The 20,134-nt window shown below is 61.9% G+C and carries 13 protein-coding genes; 12 read left to right on the top strand and 1 reads right to left on the bottom strand.

Features of this window, described 5'->3' with window-relative positions; all coding sequences use genetic code 11:
- Window positions 1-6: 6 nt before the first annotated feature.
- From FJ398_07225 to FJ398_07185, 9 genes are all read left to right on the top strand, one after another.
- Window positions 7-324 (top strand): hypothetical protein, encoded by a 318-nt coding sequence (locus FJ398_07225; GenBank protein MBM3837744.1) that lies wholly within the window; start codon window positions 7-9, stop codon window positions 322-324.
- A gap of 296 nt (window positions 325-620) precedes the next feature.
- The gene (gene gspG, locus FJ398_07220; protein MBM3837743.1) at window positions 621-1,139 is read left to right on the top strand and encodes a type II secretion system protein GspG; all 519 of its coding nucleotides are present in this window, start codon (window positions 621-623) and stop codon (window positions 1,137-1,139) included.
- 22 nt (window positions 1,140-1,161) lie between these two features.
- Window positions 1,162-1,848 carry a hypothetical protein gene (locus FJ398_07215; protein ID MBM3837742.1) on the top strand — a complete coding sequence of 229 codons (687 nt, stop codon included), beginning with the start codon at window positions 1,162-1,164 and terminating at the stop codon, window positions 1,846-1,848.
- A gap of 101 nt (window positions 1,849-1,949) precedes the next feature.
- Window positions 1,950-2,378 (top strand): hypothetical protein, encoded by a 429-nt coding sequence (locus tag FJ398_07210; GenBank protein MBM3837741.1) that lies wholly within the window; start codon window positions 1,950-1,952, stop codon window positions 2,376-2,378.
- Between the two features lie 14 nt (window positions 2,379-2,392).
- Window positions 2,393-3,319: a type II secretion system protein gene (locus tag FJ398_07205; GenBank protein MBM3837740.1), complete on the top strand. Its 927-nt coding sequence runs from the start codon at window positions 2,393-2,395 to the stop codon at window positions 3,317-3,319.
- Window positions 3,316-4,929: a hypothetical protein gene (locus FJ398_07200; GenBank protein MBM3837739.1), complete on the top strand. Its 1,614-nt coding sequence runs from the start codon at window positions 3,316-3,318 to the stop codon at window positions 4,927-4,929. Before FJ398_07205 ends, FJ398_07200 begins: the two co-directional genes overlap by 4 nt.
- 356 nt (window positions 4,930-5,285) lie before the next feature.
- Window positions 5,286-7,253, top strand: a complete 1,968-nt coding sequence (locus FJ398_07195) for a hypothetical protein (GenBank protein ID MBM3837738.1) — start codon at window positions 5,286-5,288, stop codon at window positions 7,251-7,253.
- 3 nt (window positions 7,254-7,256) lie between these two features.
- Window positions 7,257-8,270 (top strand): hypothetical protein, encoded by a 1,014-nt coding sequence (locus FJ398_07190; GenBank protein ID MBM3837737.1) that lies wholly within the window; start codon window positions 7,257-7,259, stop codon window positions 8,268-8,270.
- Window positions 8,267-17,536 (top strand): hypothetical protein, encoded by a 9,270-nt coding sequence (locus FJ398_07185; protein ID MBM3837736.1) that lies wholly within the window; start codon window positions 8,267-8,269, stop codon window positions 17,534-17,536. Before FJ398_07190 ends, FJ398_07185 begins: the two co-directional genes overlap by 4 nt.
- 79 nt (window positions 17,537-17,615) lie before the next feature.
- On the opposite strand, the gene FJ398_07180 is transcribed toward FJ398_07185, so the two are convergent.
- Window positions 17,616-17,936 carry a hypothetical protein gene (locus FJ398_07180; protein ID MBM3837735.1) on the bottom strand — a complete coding sequence of 107 codons (321 nt, stop codon included), beginning with the start codon at window positions 17,934-17,936 and terminating at the stop codon, window positions 17,616-17,618.
- A 316-nt stretch (window positions 17,937-18,252) separates the two neighbouring features.
- Here FJ398_07180 and FJ398_07175 point away from each other — a divergent pair, with 316 nt between their 5' ends.
- From FJ398_07175 to FJ398_07165, 3 genes are all read left to right on the top strand, one after another.
- Window positions 18,253-18,624 carry a hypothetical protein gene (locus tag FJ398_07175; GenBank protein MBM3837734.1) on the top strand — a complete coding sequence of 124 codons (372 nt, stop codon included), beginning with the start codon at window positions 18,253-18,255 and terminating at the stop codon, window positions 18,622-18,624.
- A 250-nt stretch (window positions 18,625-18,874) separates the two neighbouring features.
- A complete protein-coding gene (locus FJ398_07170) occupies window positions 18,875-19,066 on the top strand; it encodes a hypothetical protein (protein ID MBM3837733.1) in 192 nt (63 codons plus the stop codon).
- A gap of 38 nt (window positions 19,067-19,104) precedes the next feature.
- A partial coding sequence (locus FJ398_07165) for a hypothetical protein (protein ID MBM3837732.1) occupies window positions 19,105-20,134 on the top strand: 1,030 nt, incomplete at its 3' end.

Genomic DNA, 20,134 nt, shown 5'->3' with positions numbered 1-20,134 from the left:
CCGCCGATGCCGACAGGACGAGCCGAGGCCATCCTCTTCATGAGGTCTTCGGTGAGTCCTGAACTGGCGCGACTGCTGGAGGCGCTCTACAATCTGGAAAACGCGCCGCCGGCCGAACGAACACATTACGCCCGCACTTTTCAAGATCTGGTGGCAGATGTTTTGAGCAAAACATCCAGCTCTGAGTCGCGATGCATTCATAAGAACGCTCAAGTGCCGTTACCCAGGCTTCCGACGCGCGCGCCGCAAGCCGCCCACGATCCCACCCAAGGCCTGAATACGAGGTCCCTTCAACAAGTCGGATTTGGATCGCGCATTGTGTAGGGCCGCAGTTTTGACCCGCGCGAAAAAAACCCAAAAATCGCGTTTGGTGTTGGCTCAAAGTGCTGCTACAGTAGGCGAGCGCGCTGGAGCGTGGACTGCGGAGGGCCAGTGTGGTCGGACTCATTCACGCAGGAAGGAAAGTGACGGACGACAAAAGTTGGCGCGCAGGAAGCAAGATCGGACAACGTCGGCGCATTCGCGCTTTCCCGCGACGCTTGCCACGATCTGGAAGGACGACAAATTGAATTTTGTCGTTCCCAAGTTCGTCCGAACCATGACGTAAGAACTGAAGCAATATGATTTTGCGTTCAAAGAACAGAGGCTACGGCCGCGCGTCAGGCGCCGGCTTTACGCTCATTGAAGTGCTCCTGGTGATTGTCATCATTCTGATGCTCGCGGGAGCGCTCGTGGTTTTTGTTTTGCCGCAGCAAAAGGGCGCGGAGAAAAACACCACCCGGTTGCTGCTCACGCAGATTCAGACCGCGCTCGACACTTACCGCTTGAACATCGGTTCCTACCCGACCGAAGACCAGGGCGGCCTCGGCGCGTTGCTGGTGAAGCCCACCTTTGAAAATGAGCGGCTCGCTGAAAAATGGCAGGGCCCTTACCTGAAGCCCGGCACGAAAATGGACGACGCGTGGGGATTCAAGATTCGTTACGAACTGATCGATAGCAGCCAAAAAACCGAGGCTTCTGCGCCAGATTACAAACTCTATTCCGTCGGTCCCGATGGCCAACCGGACACCGAGGATGACGTCAAACTCGCCGAGGAGTCCGACACGACCAAGGACTCCAAGACGGTGTTGGAACAGTAAGCGGCCTGCTCCCCGCGAATAAATGATAACTCGCACCAGCAAAAACCCGGGATGCTCTCGCCGCGGATTCACGCTGCTCGAAACGCTGCTGGCGGCTTCGCTTTTCATGCTCTTTTTGGGGGCGGCGATTGTGAGTTTGGGCCCCACCAGCCGCGGATGTAATCTCGACCAGGGAGCCGTGCGCCTGGAGAGCATTCTGAGGTTTGCGCGCGCGGAAGCGGCGAACACGGGCCGGCGCGTCCGCGTGGCTTTTACACAAGAGGCGCAGACCACCGAACCGCACAAGCCCGTCCGCGTCTTATGGGAGCCGGAACCGCTCGACGAACCGGAAGTTTTTCAGGACCTTTCCAGCGCGAAGTGGGAGCTCGACGGATTCGGCGAACACGTGAGCGTGGAGCAAATTCGGCTGCTCGACTCCAGCGACACTTCCTCTGCGCCCGACGCGTCCGCCCCCAGCACGATCGAAGAAGGCGATGAATGGGCCTTGGCAGCGGAATCCACGCCCATCACCTTCAATCCGGACGGGTCGAGCGACTCCGCGGAGATTGTTCTGGCGGCGCGCGATGGCGACGACGACCGGCGCGTCACCGTGCGGGTGCTGGGATTGACCGGACTCATTTGTCGTGAAGTGACCTCCGACAGCAAAGGAGAGAGCGAGGCGGATGGTCACAAGCGAATTCAAGACTCCAGCTTGACCGTGGCTGAGTAACGGCCCGTCGTGGTGGTTCAGTGCGTTGCGTCTCCGCCAAAACCTCCAGATCACGATGGCCACGACCCATTCCCGCAGCGAGGTCCACGAATAACGCGTCCGTGCTGCTGGAGGTTGTCCTGGCTCTGTCTTTCTTTGTCCTCGCCGCCACCGTCATCACGGGCGGACTCAACGCTTCGGTCCAGGAAACCGAGCGGTTGCGTTTGAATGTTCACGCCAGCAACCTTGCGATTTCGCTTTTGTCCGAATTACAGATGGGGATCAAGCCGGTCGAGTCGGCCGGACCGGAACCGTTTGAGGCGTCCTTTCAAATGTGGACCTGGCAAATTCAAGTTTCGCCGATCGACGATGCCTCCGAGAGCGGCCTGCCGCTGCGCAACGTGGAGGTCATCGTGCGCCATGATACCCGGCCCATCGTGCGGCGGTTGACTCAGTTCATCGTCCCGCACCCCGCCGGCGCGTTGACACCCTCGACCAACAGTCCGCCTGCGACGCTGGACGATCGGTCGATTCCCGCTTTGCCATTCTGAAATCGAATCATGGAATGGACATTGAACTAAAAGAGTTTGGAACATGCCCGGACCGTTCATGGGAAGGTCCCTGGGTCTCGGAACCAAGCACTCGGCCCACGAACCGGTCGCCGGTAGGGCGAGTCCGTCCCGGCGAGCCGCTCCACGTGCTTGGAACACGTCCCGACCGGCTCGCTGGGGACAGCCTCGCCCTACCGGCAGGTCCATGGGAAGGCACTCGCGCGTTCACTTTGCTGGAGGTGCTGCTGGCGGTCGCCATCGCCGCGGGCATGCTCGCGGTCGTGTTGTTCTTCTACACGCAGGCCGCGAATCTGCGCGTCCAGCTTTTCTATGAGACATCGAAGATATCCGCCGTGCGCCTGCTGCTGGATCGGCTGACGGCTGACCTGAGCAACGCGCAACGCTGCGAGTCCATGCAGGTCGGACTCACCGGCACATCTGAGACACTGGAATTCGTGCGGCTTGAACTGCCAAACTTTGCAGGTTGGACAAATGCCCCGGAGGTCGCGCCCGCGGCCGGCCCTCCTTTCCGGTTGATTCGCTACGCGGCGCTTCGCGCGCCTGGTGAAACGAACGTCTCCGGTTTGACGCGTTCTGAAGAACCGTTGCTGCACCGACCCGTTGAACTGGTGGAGGAAACTGACTTGTCGTCCACCAACGCGGCCGCGGCGCGGCGTGCCCCCATGACGATCGATCAATTCCGCTATCTCCGCTTCCGATACTGGAACGGCGCGGCCTGGCTGGATTCGTGGAGCGCGCCGGAACTCCCCGCGGGCGTCGAAGTGAGCCTGGGCGCCGAACCGTTGCCGGAAGAACCAACGCCGGATCAGCCGGATCCGTATCCGCCTGAAGTTTTTCGCCGCGTCATCTATTTGCCAGGGCATTCTTCGTCTGCGTTATCCAACCAGCCGGACGCGCTGTTCGAGGAGGAATTGCCATGATTTGTTTGTTCATGGGAAGTCTCCTGTTTCTCACGGACCTGCTCACGGCCCATGAACTGAAAACCGTGCGGACCGCAGCCTTCAGGCTGCTTCAGCGCGCACTCCACCGTCGAGCGTTGAAGCGGCCTAAAGGCCGAAGTCCGGAGGAATGGTTCATGGAAAGCACTCGCGAATCCTTAAATTGTCATGGGGCGTTCTCGGGAAGTTTGGCCGGGCGCCGATTTCCCTCAACACCAGAAGGCCCCCACGCCTTCGTTCTGCTTCTCGTTCTCGTCATCGTCATGCTGGCCTCGATGGTTGCAGCCAGCGTCCTGTATTTGCTACGCTCCGAGAAAACCGCCAGCGCCACGGGCGTCAGCGGCGAGCAAGCCTGGGCAGCCGCGATGAGCGGCGTGTACCAGGCCATGCGCATCGCCTCCCGATCTCCATCGGATCCCACGCCCTGGCAAGACAATGCCGCCGCGTTCAAGAATCAACTCGTCGTCGATGATGGAGCGAACCAATGGTATTTCTCCGTGTATTCGTGCAACGATCCCGGGGCAGCGCCCATTCGCTTCGGGCTGAATGACGAAGCAAGCCGCATCAACGTGACACACACCGAGGCCACAGTCCTGGAGCGCGTTCCTAACCTGACTCCGGCGCTCGCCCAAGCGCTGGTGGATTACGCGCCAACCGTCCGGAGCTCCGTGCCCGGAAGCACGAATGAGCCTCTCTTCACGACCCTGACCAACAGCGTTTCGGCGCCGGACCGGAAGTTGGCTTGTCTGGACGAATTGCTCGGGGTGCCCGGATTCACCGGCGCGCTGCTTTACGGCGAAGACGCCAACTTGAACGGCAACCTCGATCCCGGTGAGGACGATGGCGACGCCTCGCCTCCACCGGACAATCAGGATGCCCAGCTTGAACCGGGTCTCCGCTCATTGCTCACCGTGTTCAGTTACGATTTGAACGTGCGCGACGATGGCCAGCCCCGGCTGAATCTCAACGACTCCAAAGCCGACCTCTCAAACCTGGAATTGCCGGAGGGCGTCCTGACTTACCTCGAAGCCATGCGGCGCCAGGGACAAAAACTCGCGCATCCGGCAGATCTGCTCGAAGCTTCCGGCAAGTTCAAAGACGAAACGGGCGCCGTGAAGGATTTCTCCTCCGGTGTGGGCAAAGCGGAGTTGCCTCTCTTGTTGGATCGCTGTTCCGCGACCAACGAAACCCGGTTGATCGGACGCGTCAATCTCAACACCGCCCCGGCCAAAGTCCTCGCCGCTTTGCCGGGAATCGATGCGACGCTCGCCGAGGCGATTGTTTCCGCGCGAGTCAGTTTGAGTGAGGACGCGAGGCGAACGCCGGCGTGGCTTTATCAGGAAGGCCTCGTCACCGCCGACTCGTTCAAGAAACTCGCGCCGCTTCTGACGACACGCAGTTACCAATTTCATTTTCACGTGCTGGCGTATGGCGTCCCCGCCGGCACGTATCGCGTGATCGAGGCAGTGATCGATACGGCCGCTCAACCGCCGGCCATTTTGCTCCTGCGCGACCTGACGCGGCTCGGCTTGCCCATCGGCATGGACACGATCAAGGAACCCGCTCGCCAAACGGAGGCCTCAAATGAATAGTCGGTCTAACTCGGGGGAGCGCACGCGCCTCGCGTGCCGTGTTCCGCGCCCGTATGCGTTTCGCGGGCCTTCCGCCGTAGCGCAGAGTTGCACGCTGCCGTATCGCCGATTTGCAATCGGCGGCGCTTCGGCGAGTTCCGGAGCGCTGGAACCTGTCGAACCCCAGCGGAATGCAATTCCGCGATACGGCAGATTACAAATCTGCGCTCCACTAAACAGATACCCGCGCGCTCGCGGAACACAGAAGCGCGTGCTGATGTTCCCTGATTCAGTGGTTGTTGAACGTCTCCTTCCGACCGGCGAGGGCGCCGGTCGGGACACGCAAGGGCGCGTGTGCTCCCCCTGAAAAGTGAACTATGCCATCTGATCGGATCCCAAAAAACACCACGCGATTTGGCGCGGCCCGGCGCAAGCGCATCAGGTTCAAGTGGGCCGGCCAGGGTCCCGTCACAGTCATTGATCTCGATGGCGGCACAATACGCGTGGCCCAGTCCTGGCGTCGCGGCGGAAAGCCCGCGATTCTCCAATTTGCTTCCACAAAATTCGACCCCGCCCTCAGCGCGACGGGCGCGGAGCCGCAAGAGTTGGGCAAAGCGATTTCCGCCGCGCTGCGAGACCTGAACATCAAGCCGGCGTCTATCGTCATGGCATTGCCGCGCGGACTGGTCTTTCTTCGCACGCTCACCCTGCCGGCCGCCGGCTCGATTGCAGAATTGGCTTCGATAATCCAATTCCAAATCAGCAAGGACCTCCCGTTCCGACTCGAAGAGGCGGTAGTTGATTTTACCATCCTGCGCTTCCTCACGCCGACGGCGCCAAACGTTGGGCAGGCTTCCAGCCTGCCGGTTCCGGCGGTAGCCTGCCGCCAGATCGAAACCATCGCGAGTGACCTCCCTGCCCCTCCCGAGAATTCGCCGGCCAGTGCCCCGGCAAACGCCGCAAGCCCCGTGGACCTCTCCCCCGCGTCCGCGCAGCCCCCTCCGCTCACGGCCCAGACTGCCGCTGCACCGGATCAAGTGGAAGTGCTCGTCGCAGGCGTGAAGAAGGAAATCGTCGAACGCCATCTCCGCATCGCCGAAGCCGCAGGGTTGAAGCTGACCGCTCTTGGTTTGCGCCCTTGCGCCAATGCCCGGTGCATCGGAGTTCGTTCGGCCGCGGATCAACCTCACGCCGTGGGGCTGATTTCCTTCCGATCCGACGAAGTCACGATTGAATTTGTCGTCGATCAATCCGTGGTCTTCAGCCGCGTGGCTTCAGTCACGCTTCCGTCCCATGAACCCGGTAGGGACACGAGTGGATTCCACTCCGTCCCTGACCTTACTCGGCCGTCGAAAGACTTCATTCCATCCATTTTAACCGAGATCGTGCGCAGCTTGCACAGCTACGAGAGCACCGTCCGCCATTGCCCGGTCGCGAAGTTCCTCGTCGTGGGCGGGACGAGCGCCGAGCCCGCCCTCGTGTCGGCGCTGCAACAGCGCTTCCCGATGCCTTGCGAACGCTTTGTGCCGTCCTCAGCGTTCAATGTCGAAGGCGTGGACAAAGAAAGTGGCGCAGGAGCGCTGGCGGCGCTCGGCCTGGCCCTGGGCGCGCAAGATGCGGAAGGGTTGCCCTTCGATTTCCTGCATCCCAAGCGGCCGCTCGTGCCGCGGAATTGGGGGCGTATCAAGGTGCTCGCCGCGGTCGGCGTGGGGGCGCTGCTGCTGTTCGGCCTGGCTGGCTTGCGGTCGTATCAAATGGGCCGTCGCCTCCAAATCAAGGAGCAGGTTCAAGCTCAGGTCACACAAGCGGAAAAGAACCGCCCGCTCTTTCGCGACATGCGCGCGAAGGCCAAGGTCGTCCGGGACTGGACGGCGGAGAAACGCCATTGGCTCGACCACTACGCCCTGTTGAGCGCGCTCTTGCCTCCGAGCCAGGACGTTTATCTGACTTCGCTTTCGACCGGTGCGCGCGGCATGATTCATCTCTCGGTTCAGGCGCGCAACGGCGAGATTCTCGCGCAGATGGACAAACGCCTGCGTGAAGCGGGCTATGAGGTCAAGCCGCTCGCCGTGACACCGGCCACGGACAAGTTCGGTTATCCGTTCCGCTCCAGCGTCGAGCTGACCCTGACGAGCAAGATGAAATATGATTTGAAACCAGCAGGAACGGCGTCGCGACCCGCGGATGAGGATTCAGTTGAACCGCCGGCGCCGGACATTGCGCCTCCCGCAAAGCCAGCCGAGGCGTCCCCTGAGGCAAAGCCGCACCTCCCCCTCTCCCGTCCTGCGGACACCCTCTCCCCCTCCGGGGTCAGGGGAGCTGGTCGCAGGCAAGGAACGCAATAGATCATGAACCAACGCGAGAAAATCCTGGCTCTGGCCGTGGGCGGCCTGATTCTTGTGTTTGCCTCAGCGCTCGGCATCCGATACGTGTTCGTCAAACCGCTCCAGAACATCGATCGCCAGACCGCGCTGCTGCGGGAAAAGCTCCGCCAAATCAAGGACGAACGGCGCGCGTTCTTTTCTGCGGAAGACCAGATGAAACGCCTGGCCCAGGCTTCATTTGGAACCAATGCGGACGTCGCCACGGCTCACGCCGGAAAAATGCTGACGGATTTGATCCTTCGCCTGGGCCTCTCGGAGTCCGAATTTGCGCGCACGCCGGTTGGACCGCGGAAACTGCGCGGCGCCCAAGAAGTCGGCTGGAACGTGCAAGGCGAAGGTCCCCTGCCCCACATCGTGGACTTGCTCTTTGAATTGGAGCAATGTCCGCAAATCCATCGGCTGGAAAACATCGTCGTGTCCGCGGGCGACAAACCGGGCCGGGCGAAAATCCGGCTGCGGTTTCTCACGCTGGTGGTCGATGCCGCGCCGGACGTGGTTCCCCTGGATCTCAAGCCGAAACTCACGCTCGCCAGTTCGGAGCGCCGGCTTTACGACACCATCGTCCAGCGCGATCTCTTTCGGCCCTACATTCGAAGAAGCGCGCCTGAAAACGCCGCGGCTTCAGCGGGTGGCGATCTGCCCGGGGCGGCCCGGCCGGAAATGCTCAAAGTGGTGTCGCTCTCCGAATGGCGAAGCACGCCCGAGGTCCACGTCATGAACCTCGCTTCGCACAGGCTCGACATCTTGAAGCCGGGGGACGCGTGGGCGGACGGCCACATTGCCGCCGTGGACTATCGGGCGCGGCCCATGCCAGGAAAGCCGGGGCTGCTTTCCTTCGCGCGCGTGATTCTCAAGATCGGACCGGATTTCTGGGCCGTCGAACACGGCCAGACTCTGGCCGATAAATATCAACTCAACGCAGACGCGTTGCCGTCGGATCTGGCGAAGGTGGCTGCTCAGGCGAACCCCAAGGAATGAGAGCTACCGGTAGCTGTTCGATTGAGATGAGGAGCGCACGCGCCCTCGCGTGCGGTGGTCGGCGCCCTCGCCGACCACATTCGTGCGGTCGGACAGCTTTCCTCCAGGTAACGGCTCGACGCGTCCCTTTCAACCGGCGCGGCGCCGGTCGAAACACGCGAGGGCGCGTGTGCTCCCCATCGCTAACCGGAATCGACTTTATGAAAACTGTGAATCTATACCTCGCTGCGTTGCTCCTGATCTTCTTGTGTGACCCTCTGATCGCGCAAGACAAACCAGAGGCCACTCCAACGGTCATTCCGACCGTTGCCCAACAGCCGAATCCTCCAGCCGCGCCGCCCGCGGGTGCGGTCGCCGCCGCGCAACCCGCTCCAACCGGCGCCGCCGCCAACCCCGCCGCGGACGCCTCAAAGCCCGCAGCTTCCACGAGTTCCGCCGAAGTGAAGCCGGCGGACCGCACGACTCGGTTTCAGTTCGACGGCATTCCCTACATCGATGTGCTGACGCGCTTCGCTCAGATGGCGAACAAACCGCTCATCAGCGACACCACGGTGGAAGGAACGATCACCTTCAATGATCCGCAGCCCTACTCGTACGCCGAAGCCATGGAAACTCTCAACCTGATCCTTTCCATGAAAGGCGTCATGCTGGTCGAAACCGAGCGTCATCTGCGCCTGGTCACCTTGAAGGAGCTTCCCCAGATGCCGCTCCGCATCTTGCGCGGGCTGGACAAGACGGGTGACGCCAGGCCCGGCGAAGTCGTCACCGTCGTGTTCTCGCTGCAAAACCTGGAAGCGCCCGATGTCGCCCAGGCCGTTTCGTCGATGCTCTCCAACGCCGGTTCGGTCGCGCCGTTGTCGCGCGGACGCGGCCTGATCATCACGGACCGTCTCGGCAACATCAAACGCATCCGCGAACTCCTGAACGAAATCGACACTGCTTCCCCCGCCCAGCGCCAGATGCGCGCCTACTCGTTGGTCCACTCCTCCGGCGCCGTGGTCGCCGATCTGATCAACAAAACCTTCGGCAGCGCCACGGCGCCCAAGCGCGTCGAATTCAATCAAGCGTCCAAGCGCTACGAGGCGCTCCCGGACGACCCAAGCGATTATGTGACGGCCGTGTTCGATGAAGCCTCGCGAACGCTGGTTATGTACGGCCCCGGCGAGCGAATCACGCTGGCGGAAACATTGATCAAACGCTTCGAGGATCAAAGCGGCTCGCGCGTCGGCGAGGTCCGAATTTTCTTCCCGCGCACCATCTCGGCCCAGGAATTGGCGCGCATGGTTCGCGAGGCCATCCCGGGTGTGGCGGAGGAACGCGAACCTTCCGCGTCCGCGGCCACCAAAGCCCGTCTGATCGTTGATCTGCCCACGAATCGACTGATCGTCTCCGCGCCCATGGCCGGGCAGTTGGACGCTATTGACAAGCTGGTGACCAAGATCGACGCCACCGCCGACCCCAAAACCAGCGCGATCCAGTCCGAGAATGTCCAGGTCACAAAAATCTTCCGCTGCAAATGGGCCGATCCCGACGTGCTGGCCCGGCTGCTCAGCGACGGCTTGAGCCGCCCGCCGTTTCGTCCGCGCAACGTTCCGCCTTTCCGCGTCACCGTCGATCCCAAGACGCGCGACCTGATTTTGATGGGCATTCCGGGCGACGTGCAGCAAGCGATCGAAATCGCGACGCAACTCGATTCGAATCAACCCGCGCAGCGGATTCTGAAAACGGTTCCGTTGAAGACCAGCCGGCCTTCGCTCTTCGCCCAGATTCTGCGTCAGGCTTACCTCGACCAGGCGAAAAACCAGCCCAACACCGGCGCGCCCGATGCGACGATCCTAGGCGACGACTTCAACAGCCGGCTGATCATTACGGGAACAGAAGCTCAGTTGACGCTGATCGAGGAACTGGCTGCGCGACTGGATTCCGAAGCGGAACGGCCGGCCCGCGAGCTCAAAGCGATCGTCTTGAAACATATGTCCGCCAATTCTGTCGCGAATATCATTTCCCAATTGTTCAGCCGCCAGGCCGATGATCCCTCGCGCCGGGTGATTGTGACGGCTTCCGCCGATGATTCGACACTCGTCGTGGAAGCCCGAGAAGCCAACTTGACGCGGATCGAAGAACTCGCGCGCACGCTCGATCTCGAACCGGCGCGCGGCGCGATTGAAGTCCGCACGTATCACCTCGTCGAAGCCAACGCGGCGGATCTGGCGCCGACCCTGGCCCGTTTGTTCGCCGAACGCCAGGACCCGCGCCGCCGCGCCACCGATACACCGCCGCAGCCCCGGTTTGAAGTCGATGTGACCGGCAACGTCCTCCTGGTGGCGGCCACGAAGGAGCAAATGGAGAATATCGACAAGTTAATCAAGGAACTCCGCACCGCCGTCCAGTATGTCCAGGTCACCAAAATCTTCCGCTGTCAATGGGCCGATCCGGACACGTTGGCTCGCATTCTCAGCGAAGCGCTGGCGAGACCTTCCGCTCGTCCGCGCACCGTTCCGGCGTTCAAGGTCATGGTCGATCCCAAAACCAAAGACCTCATTCTGATGGGTTCGCCCGGCGAGATTCAACAAGCCACCGAAATCGCGGCGCAGCTCGACTCCAATCAGCCCGCCCCGCGCGTCCTGAAAACCATCGCCCTGAAATCGAGCCGGGCGAGTGAGTTCGCCTTGCGCATCCGGCAACTTTACCAGGACCAGGTCAGGAACCAGCCCGGCGCCGGCACGGCCGACGCGGTGATCCTGGGCGATGACTTCAACAGCCGCTTGATCATCACCGCCACGGAGCCGCAACTGAAAATCCTCGAGGACCTGGTCAAGCAGCTCGACACCGACGCGGACCGTCCCATTCGCCAGGTCAAGGCGTTCGTTCTCAAACACACCTCCGCGGCGTCGGTAAGCGCAATGATCTCGCAGTTGTTCAGCCGGCAATCCGATGATCCCGCCCGCCGCGTCGTAGTAACCGCGTCCAACGACGATCAAACGCTCGTTCTGGAAGCGCCCGAATCCGTGCTCGGCCGGATCGAGGAAATGATCCGCGCGCTGGACCTCGAACCGGCGCGAGGCACATTGGAGCTTCGCACGTATCATTTGGTCGAAGCCAACGCCACGGAGTTGGCGCCGACCCTCGCGCGCTTATTTGCCGAGAGGCAGGATCCAAGGCGCCGCGAATCCGAGACGCGGCCTCAGCCTCGGTTCGAGGCGGATTCGACCGCCAATGTCCTCATGGTGGCCGCCACGAAGGAGCAGTTGCAGCAGATCGATCAATTGATCAAGGAACTGCGCACGCGCGCCGAGGTCACCGGCGAGATCCGCACCTTCGTGCTTCACCACAGCGACGCCGCGCAGATGGTGCAGTTGCTGGAGACGATGCTGCGCGAAGACACGGCCCCGGCGTTGAATCGCGGTTCGAGGGGAACCCTGATCCAGCGCGGACCGTCCGGAGAAATCAGCCGGCTGCGCATCGCCGCCGCTCCCGCGCTGAACGCCGTCGTGATCCAGGGCTCGCCGCAACGCCTGAGCCTTGCTGAGCAACTGATCAATTCGCTGGACCGCGCCGAGACGATTTCTTCGTCGATCATCCAGACCGTTCATCTGAAGAAATCCCAGGCGGAGATGGTGGCGGATGCGGTCAACAAAGCCGTGTCGGCGCGCGGGCCTCAAGCCGGTCCCAAACGCGTCAACGTCACGCCCGTCGTCGGCTCCAACAGCCTGATTGTCGAAGGCGCTCCGCCCGACGTGAAAAATGTGATGCAGATCATTCAAGGGCTCGACGAAGAAAGCTCCGGCAGCGAGATCGAGGTTCACATCTATAAACTTGAGAACGGGAAAGCCAGGGAAGTCTCTCGGACGCTGAATCAGATTCTTCAAGGCCTGCCCCGCCGCCTCTCCTTTTTCGGCCGAGGCGGCAGGGGCGGGGGTGGCGGCAGCGGCAGCGGCGGCATTGGCGGCCCGCGGCACGACATTACCGTGACCGAAGACGAACGCACCAACAGCCTCATCATCTCGGCCACGGCCGCGGACTTTAAGCTCATCCAGCAAATCCTTCCCACGCTCGATCAAAAGCCAGACCACCCCGATCGCGACGTGAGTTTCGTTTCGCTCGTGAATGCGGACGCGTTCGACGTGGCCATGAAGATCGAGTCGCTGTACTCCGGCCGGCCCCGGGCGGATCAAGTCTTCGTCGAGGCGGACTCGAGTTTGAATTCGGTCACAATCATGGCCAAACGGGAGGACATGGCGGAAATCGAGAACATGATCAAACGCCTGGACGCCGCCGCGCTCGACACCAGCATTCAGGTCCGGATGGAAACGCTCGACAAAGTTCCCGCCGAACAAATGGCGCGAATGCTCCTGAATCTCTATCCCCAGATGTACCAACGCCAGATCAAGGTCGTGGACAAACTTCCCACCCGGCCCGGTGAGACACCGCAAGACAAACCGGCTCCGCCAGACTCAACAAATGCGCCTCCGGCCAAGACGACTTCCACCGACGCAGCCGGCGGCGCGCCGAGGTCGGAGGACGCGGAATCGCCTCCCGTCGTTATGGCCGTGGACAAAACGGCCAACGTCCTCATCTTCTCCGGGCCGGGGCGTGAGTTGAAACAGATTCATTCGATCATCTTCGAGTTGACCTCGTCCTTCGTGAGCAACGATGCCGAGTTCCGCCAGTTCCCGTTGAAGGAAGCCGATCCTGTGGCCGCGGCGCGAACCCTCAGCGAATTGTTCCGCCCGGAACCGTTCATGGCCGGCCAGGCGGGAGCGCAAGCCCGAGGGCAAGGCCGGCGCCCCTTGCAAGGCGCGCCGCCGCCCCAGGCGCAACCTCAACCGGTGCCCGCCCCGGGCCAGCCCGGTCAAGTCCTCCTCGTCCCCTCGCGGATCGCGGTCGTCGCCGAGCCGCGCACGCGCAGTTTGATTGTTCGCGCCCGCCCGTCGGATTTCTCTTTGCTCGAAACGCTCATCAAACAACTGGATGTTCCGGGCGTCAGCTCTCAGATCGAGTTTCGGCTGATCCCATTGCAGAACGCGCACCCGGACAAATTGCTGCCGCTGGTGATTCAGATGATCACCCAATTGAATCTGGCGCGTCCCGCCGACCCGCTTGCGGTCATCAAAGATCCGCGCGGCGGCGCGTTGTTCGTCGTGGCTCGCGCGGTGTTGCTGGATCAGGTGGAAAAGATGATTCGCGATCTGGATATGCCGACGGATTTCGCGGAGGCGGAGGTTCAGATTATTCCTTTGAAAAACGCCCGCGCGCCCCAACTGGCGGCCACGCTGCACGAAATGCTCAAACCGGGAGCCACGGGCGAGGTGACTCCCGCCGCGCGCGAACTTCAAGAACAAGTCCGGCGGCTGCGCGTGCAGAACGATCAAGGCGTTTCGGTCATCCTGGATTTGACCAAGCCGATCAAAGTCATGGCCGATCCGCTGCAAGCTGCGCCCGGCGGGAGCAATCGGCTGATCCTGGCCTCCACTCCCGACAACCTCAAAGCGCTCTCCGCCGTGGTGGAGATGATGGACACCACATCGCCGGAAGGCTTGCTCACGGAAGTGAAAGTGTTCCGGTTAAAGTACGCTTCCGCGACGCGGCTCGTGCCGTTGCTCCAATCAGTGTTCGCCGAAAGCGCGCCCACAGCGGGCACCGAGGCGTTGCGCATCCAGGTGAGCCGGCTGCAAACCGTGCTGGGGCGAAACGGCACGCGGACGACCGAGCGGCCTTCGCGCCGTCAGGCCGTCCTGATGCAAGCCGACGACACCACCAACGTCCTGATCGTCGCGGCCCGCAGCGACATCACGCCGCTGATTGAGGACGTGATCCGGACGCTGGATATTCCCGCCGCATCCGGCTTTTCCACGATCCGACTTTATCCGTTGCAGCACGCGGACGCGGCGGTGATTCAGAAGTTGATCAACGATCTTTACCGCGGCCCCAACGCCAACCAGATCCGCAACGAGGACCGCCCGAACGTGACCATCGACGACCGGACGAACACGCTCATCGTATCGGGCAACGAAAACGCCTTCGCGATCATTGCCAGTTTGCTGGACCGGTTGGATCGCGAATTGCCCGGAGGCGAAATCCGGCTCGTGGCGCTCCGCCACGCTGCGGCTCAAACGCTCAGCATTACGCTCACCACGCTTTTCAACCAGCGTTACCAAGGCGCCCGCACGCCGGACGCTCAGCGCAACCGTCCGATCATTCTCCCCGACCCGCGCAGCAACAGCCTCTTGATCGCGGCGAACCCGGAAGACAATCGCGCGCTGGATGAACTTCTGGCCAAACTCGACCGCCCGCCCGACAACCCCGCCGTGGCGCTGACGGTAATCGGATTGCGGCACAACGATTCTGCGCGCGCGGCTTCCATGATTCAAAGCGTCTTCACGGCGCGGCGTCAGAGCCTGGCGATCGCGGGCCAGCCGCCCACACCGCAAGACCAGGTTCACGTCGAGCCGGATTCGTTGTCCAACTCCCTGGTGATTTCCGCCAATCCGGAGAACCTGGAGCTGATCAGAGGGCTTCTGGCCAAGATTGATGTGGAGCCAACCGCTGCCGAAGGCCTCATCCAGATTTTCCCGCTGAAGCAAGCGGACGCGCAGCGCGCCGCGACCATGCTCCGCGCTTTGATGGATCAGGGCATTTACCGCCCCGGCCTCAGCGCCGGCGGGAGAGGCCGTTCCGGGCGCGACGCCCTCGCCGTTACGGTTGATCAGCGCTCCAACACGCTCATCGTCTCGGCCAGTCCGGAGAACCTGATCGTCGTGAAAGAACTGATCAAACAGATTGATTCGCACACCGGCGCGGACACGGGGAACATTCAGCTTTACGCGTTGAAACACGCCAAGGCGTCCCAACTAGCCAGCGTGCTCGAACAATTCTTCCGCTCCAAGCGCGCGGGGGAATCCGTCGCCGGCGCGGCGGAACGCAGCGTGCCCGTGACCGTCACGGCGGATGACCGAACGAATACGCTGTTGATCACAGGCGGCAAAGAAATCTTCGAGATGGTCGATCGCATGATCGCGCAGTTGGATTCCAAGGAGATCGTGGCGAAGACCAGCTTCCGCGTCATCCCGCTGAAGCAGGCGACGGCGGGCAAACTGCAGGCGACCTTGACCCAGCTTTTCGCCCGGCGCCCTTCGGCTGTCCAAGGCCAGCCGCCCGATCCGATCACCGTCGTGGCCGATAGCTGGGCCAACGCGCTGATCGTCGGAGCGGCGCCGGAAGATTTACAGATGGTGGAAGCGCTGGTAGCGCAACTCGACAGTGGCGCCGCCGATGTGGGCCTCGAAGTCCAGGTGATTCCACTGGTCAAAGCGGACGCGCGCCGAGTCTCCCAGACCGTGCAGACCCTTTACCGCAGCGGCGGCCCCGGCACGGCCTCGCCCGTCACCGTCAACGTGGACGAACGCCTGAACGCGCTGGTGGTTTCCGCAGGCCAGAGCGATTTGAAGCGCATCGCGGAACTGGTGAAGAAGCTCGATACGGACCAGGTGGCGAACGTCTCGGAGATTCGCATCTTCCCGCTGGTCCAGGCGCGGGCCACGCAATTGGCGTCGATTCTCACGTCGATTCTAAATACGAAACCGGCGTCGCTGACGGAGCAAAGCCCCAGCCGCCAATCGCTGCTTCAGTTCATTACCCGGACCGCCGAGGGCAAAGACCTCGTGGCGTCAGCTTTGAAGGAAGGGGTGTTGATCACGCCGGACCCGCGCACCAATTCGCTGATTGTGTCCGCGCCGCTGGATTACATGACGCTGCTGGAGCAGTTGATCGCCCGGCTGGATGCAAGCCTGGCGCAGGCCGCGAAGATCCGTGTCTTCAATCTCAAGAACGCGGACGCGCGTCAGATGTCCACAATCCTGACGACGCTCTTCCGGCTGCAGCGCTCGCCGACCCAGGCTGCGAACGACCAGACGGTTGAATATTCGCTCGTCAGACCGGCGCCCAATCCGAACGCGCCCGAGGAGCCGCAACTGGAAGAAACCGCCTCCGCCACATTCGGCACGCACGAAGACAGCACGCTGACGTTGACCGTGGACTTGCGCACGAACAGCTTGATCGTCGGCGGGGCCGAACACTATGTCGCGCTGGCTTCCGAAATCATCCAAGCACTTGACTCCAGTCCGGCGCAGGAGCGGCAAGCGGAAGTGTACCGGCTGAAAAACTCGCGGGCGCCCGACGTCGAAGGCGCGTTGCGAAATTTTCTGCGGCAGGATCAACAACTGATCAGCGCCGCGGTGGGAAGCCAGGCCATGGCGCAGGAGCTTCTGGAAAAACAGGTGTCCATCGTGGCCGAAACCAACAGCAACGCCCTGCTCATTTCCGCCAGCCCGCGCTATTTTGTGCAGGTCAAATCGTTGATCGAACAACTCGATCAGCCGCAACTCCAGGTGTTGATCCAGGTGTTGCTCGCGGAAGTCACGCTCGATGCCACCAGCGAATTGGGTGTCGATTGGTCGTATCAGTCCAGGGGCACGCCGCAGTTCAGCACGGGTCAGGATCTGGGTGCCGCCGAGGCGCTCAAGAACTTCGGAGGTTTTTCCTCCGGCGTGACCGGAAGCAACTTCAGCTTTTTGTTGCGCGCCTTGGAAAGCGAAGGGCGGCTTCAGGTGCTGAGCCGGCCGCAAATCCTGACCGCGGACAACCAGGAAGCCGTCGTGAACATCGGCCAGCAAGTGCCGTTGATCACCGACGCGCGTGTCACGCAATTCGGCGACAGCATCAATACCGTGGCGTACAAAAATGTCGGCGTCGAATTGAGGGTCACTCCACGCATCAGCCCGGATGGATTCGTGAAGATGGACGTCGGTCCGCGCATCAGTCAGTTGACCAGCTCGGACGTCGAGCTGGGACGCGGCGCCAAAGCGCCCATCATCAATGAGCGCAGCGCTACCACGACCGTGAGCGTGCAAAGCGGCCAGTCTATTCTCATCGGCGGCTTGATCAGCACCACCGACGACACGCGGGCCAGCCGGACGCCGTTCCTCAGCAGAATTCCGTATCTCGGCGCGCTGTTCCGGAGCCACAAGAAGATCGAAGACCGCAAGGAGCTGCTGATCATTTTGACACCGCAGGTGCTGGTCAAAGCCGAAGTGATCGCACAAACACGCGACGCGGCTTCGGTCACGCGCGAGCAATTGGACCGCTCGACGATCAACGAGGAATTCAATCGCGATCCGCTCCAGAGGCAAATCCTCGACCCGCTCTACCCGAACAAACCGACCAATGCCCCCGCGCTGAAACCCGGCAAACGATCGCCCAGGAATTGACGAGAGCGTGCCCCAACCGCGGCCAGTCACGTTGTTGCATGGTTAAATCGAATTGTAGGGCAGGCATCATGCCTGCCGGTCATGCGGGCATCTTGCCCGCTTCGTTAAATTGGCTCAATGGGGATAGAAACGAGACACCGCTGGAGCGGTGCTGCCGCACCGCCGCATCGACTGAAGACCGGCTGCGCGGCAACGCAGCCCTACCGTCAAGTTCAGGGGAAGCTCTCTTGGCCTCAGGGCCATGCCCATGGCCCTTGAACCGAAAACTGCGCGGACCGCAGCCTTTAGGCTGTTTCCGCGCACTCTCCGCAGTCGGGCGTCGAAGCGGCCTGAAGGCCGCGGTCCGAGGAGACGGTTCATGGGAAGCTCCCATGGCCACGTCGCCATGCGCATGGCCCATGAACCCACCCCTTCCTCTCCTACGAGGGGAGCTCCGTCCAACGTCGCGGAGCTCAGTTCCCCTCCTGGGAGGGGTGAAGAGGTGGGTTGGTTCGTGGAGAGCCTTGTGGAGAGGACCCGTTTCCAAGAACTGGAACGTCCACTCCCAGGTTCCAGGCGCTTGGACCTCGTGCCTTTCGTGGCTTTCGCGGTTCGCATTCTTGGCCGTGCTCCCGCTCCTCTGCCTGGCGCTATCGGGTTGCTCGACGCCGCGATCGGGCGCGCCGGCGCCCCAGCGTTCGTCTTCAACACAGATTGACGAGCTGAACGTGCTGGCCATGCCGGTTCCGCTTAATCTCGACGCCGCGCCGGGGGTCGATGGGTTCGCGATCCAGGTTTATGCCGTGAATCGCCGTCATCTCAAAGCGCAACCCATCCAGGACGGCACGCTGGACGTGCTCATGTATGACGGGCTGGTGAAAGACCTGCGTCGGGACAATCAGTCGTTCCGCCACGTTTGGAGCTTCGCGGCGGATGAACTGAAACGGTTTGCGTTCGATACAGCCATCGGCGTGAGCTATCGGCTCACGCTCAATTGGGGCACCGACAAACCGCGCGACGACAAAATCACGTTGATCGTCCGGTATCGGCCCAGCCAGGGCGCTTCCATCTACTCGGCGCCAAGCTCCATCGCGATCCCGGGCCCATAGGCATGAGGCACGCCGGGATGAACCATAGGGACGGATTCCACTCCGTCCCTGAATTCACTCGCGGATCGAAAGTGCAATTTCAGGGACGCGGTGGAACGCATCCTTGCCCATTCATGGGCCGTGTGCATGGTGTCGTGCCATGGCTCTTTCCCATGAACCGTCCTCCGTGGCCTTTGGGCCGCTGTAACGCCCGACTGCGGAGAGTGCGCGGAAGCAGCCTAGAGGCTGCGGTCCGCACGGTCTTCGGTTCATGGGCTGTGTGCAAGGTTCTGGAATCAAGGAAGCTTCCCACGGTAGGGCGAGCCTGTCCCCAGCGAGCCGAGTCGGACGTATTCCACGCCTGTCGAGCGGCTCGTTGAGGACAACTCGCCCTACCGCTGATCGGTTCAGTCCCCAGCGAGCCGAGTCGGACGTATTCCACGCCCGTCGAGCGGCTCGTTGAGGACAACTCGCCCTACCGCTGATCGGTTCAAGGGACGAGTGCATGGTTCTGGAATCAAGGAAGCTTCCCACGGTAGGGCGAGCCTGTCCCCAGCGAGCCGAGTCGGACGTATTCCACGCCTGTCGAGCGGCTCGTTGAGGACAACTCGCCCTACCGCTGATCGGTTCAAGGGACGAGTGCATGGTTCTGAAACCAAGGCAGCTTCCCATGGTAGGGCGAGCCTGTCCCCAGCGAGCCGAGTCGGACGTTTTCCACGCCCGTCGAGCGGCTCGTTGAGGACAACTCGCCCTACCGCTGATCGGTTCAAGGGACGAGTGCATGGTTCTGAAACCAAGGAAGCTTCCCACGGTAGGGCGAGCCTGTCCCCAGCGAGCCGAGTCAGACGTGTTCCACGCACGTCGAGCGGCTCGTTGAGGACAACTCGCCCTACCGCTGATCGGTTCAAGGGACGAGTGCATGGTTCTGAAACCAAGGCAGCTTCCCACGGTAGGGCGAGCCTGTCCCCAGCGAGCCGAGCCAGACGTATTCCACGCACGTCGAGCGGCTCGTTGAGGACAACTCGCCCTACCGCTGATCGGTTCAAGGGACGAGTGCATGGTTCTGGAATCAAGGAAGCTTCCCATGGTAGGGCGAGCCTGTCCCCAGCGAGCCGAGTCGGACGTATTCCACGCCCGTCGAGCGGCTCGTTGAGGACAACTCGCCCTACCGCTGATCGGTTCAAGGGACGAGTGCATGGTTCTGGAATCAAGGAAGCTTCCCACGGTAGGGCGAGCCTGTCCCCAGCGAGCCGAGCCAGACGTATTCCACGCACGTCGAGCGGCTCGTTGAGGACAACTCGCCCTACCGCTGATCGGTTCAAGGGACGAGTGCATGGTTCTGGAATCAAGGAAGCTTCCCATGGTAGGGCGAGCCTGTCCCCAGCGAGCCGAGTCGGACGTATTCCACGCCCGTCGAGCGGCTCGTTGAGGACAACTCGCCCTACCGCTGATCGGTTCAAGGGACGAGTGCATGGTTCTGGAATCAAGGAAGCTTCCCACGGTAGGGCGAGCCTGTCCCCAGCGAGCCGAG

Source organism: Verrucomicrobiota bacterium (assembly GCA_016871535.1).
Taxonomy (GTDB): Bacteria; Verrucomicrobiota; Verrucomicrobiia; order Limisphaerales; family SIBE01; genus VHCZ01.
The sequence above is the reverse complement of the archived record's forward strand: the minus strand, read 5'-3'. Positions and strand labels throughout refer to the sequence as shown.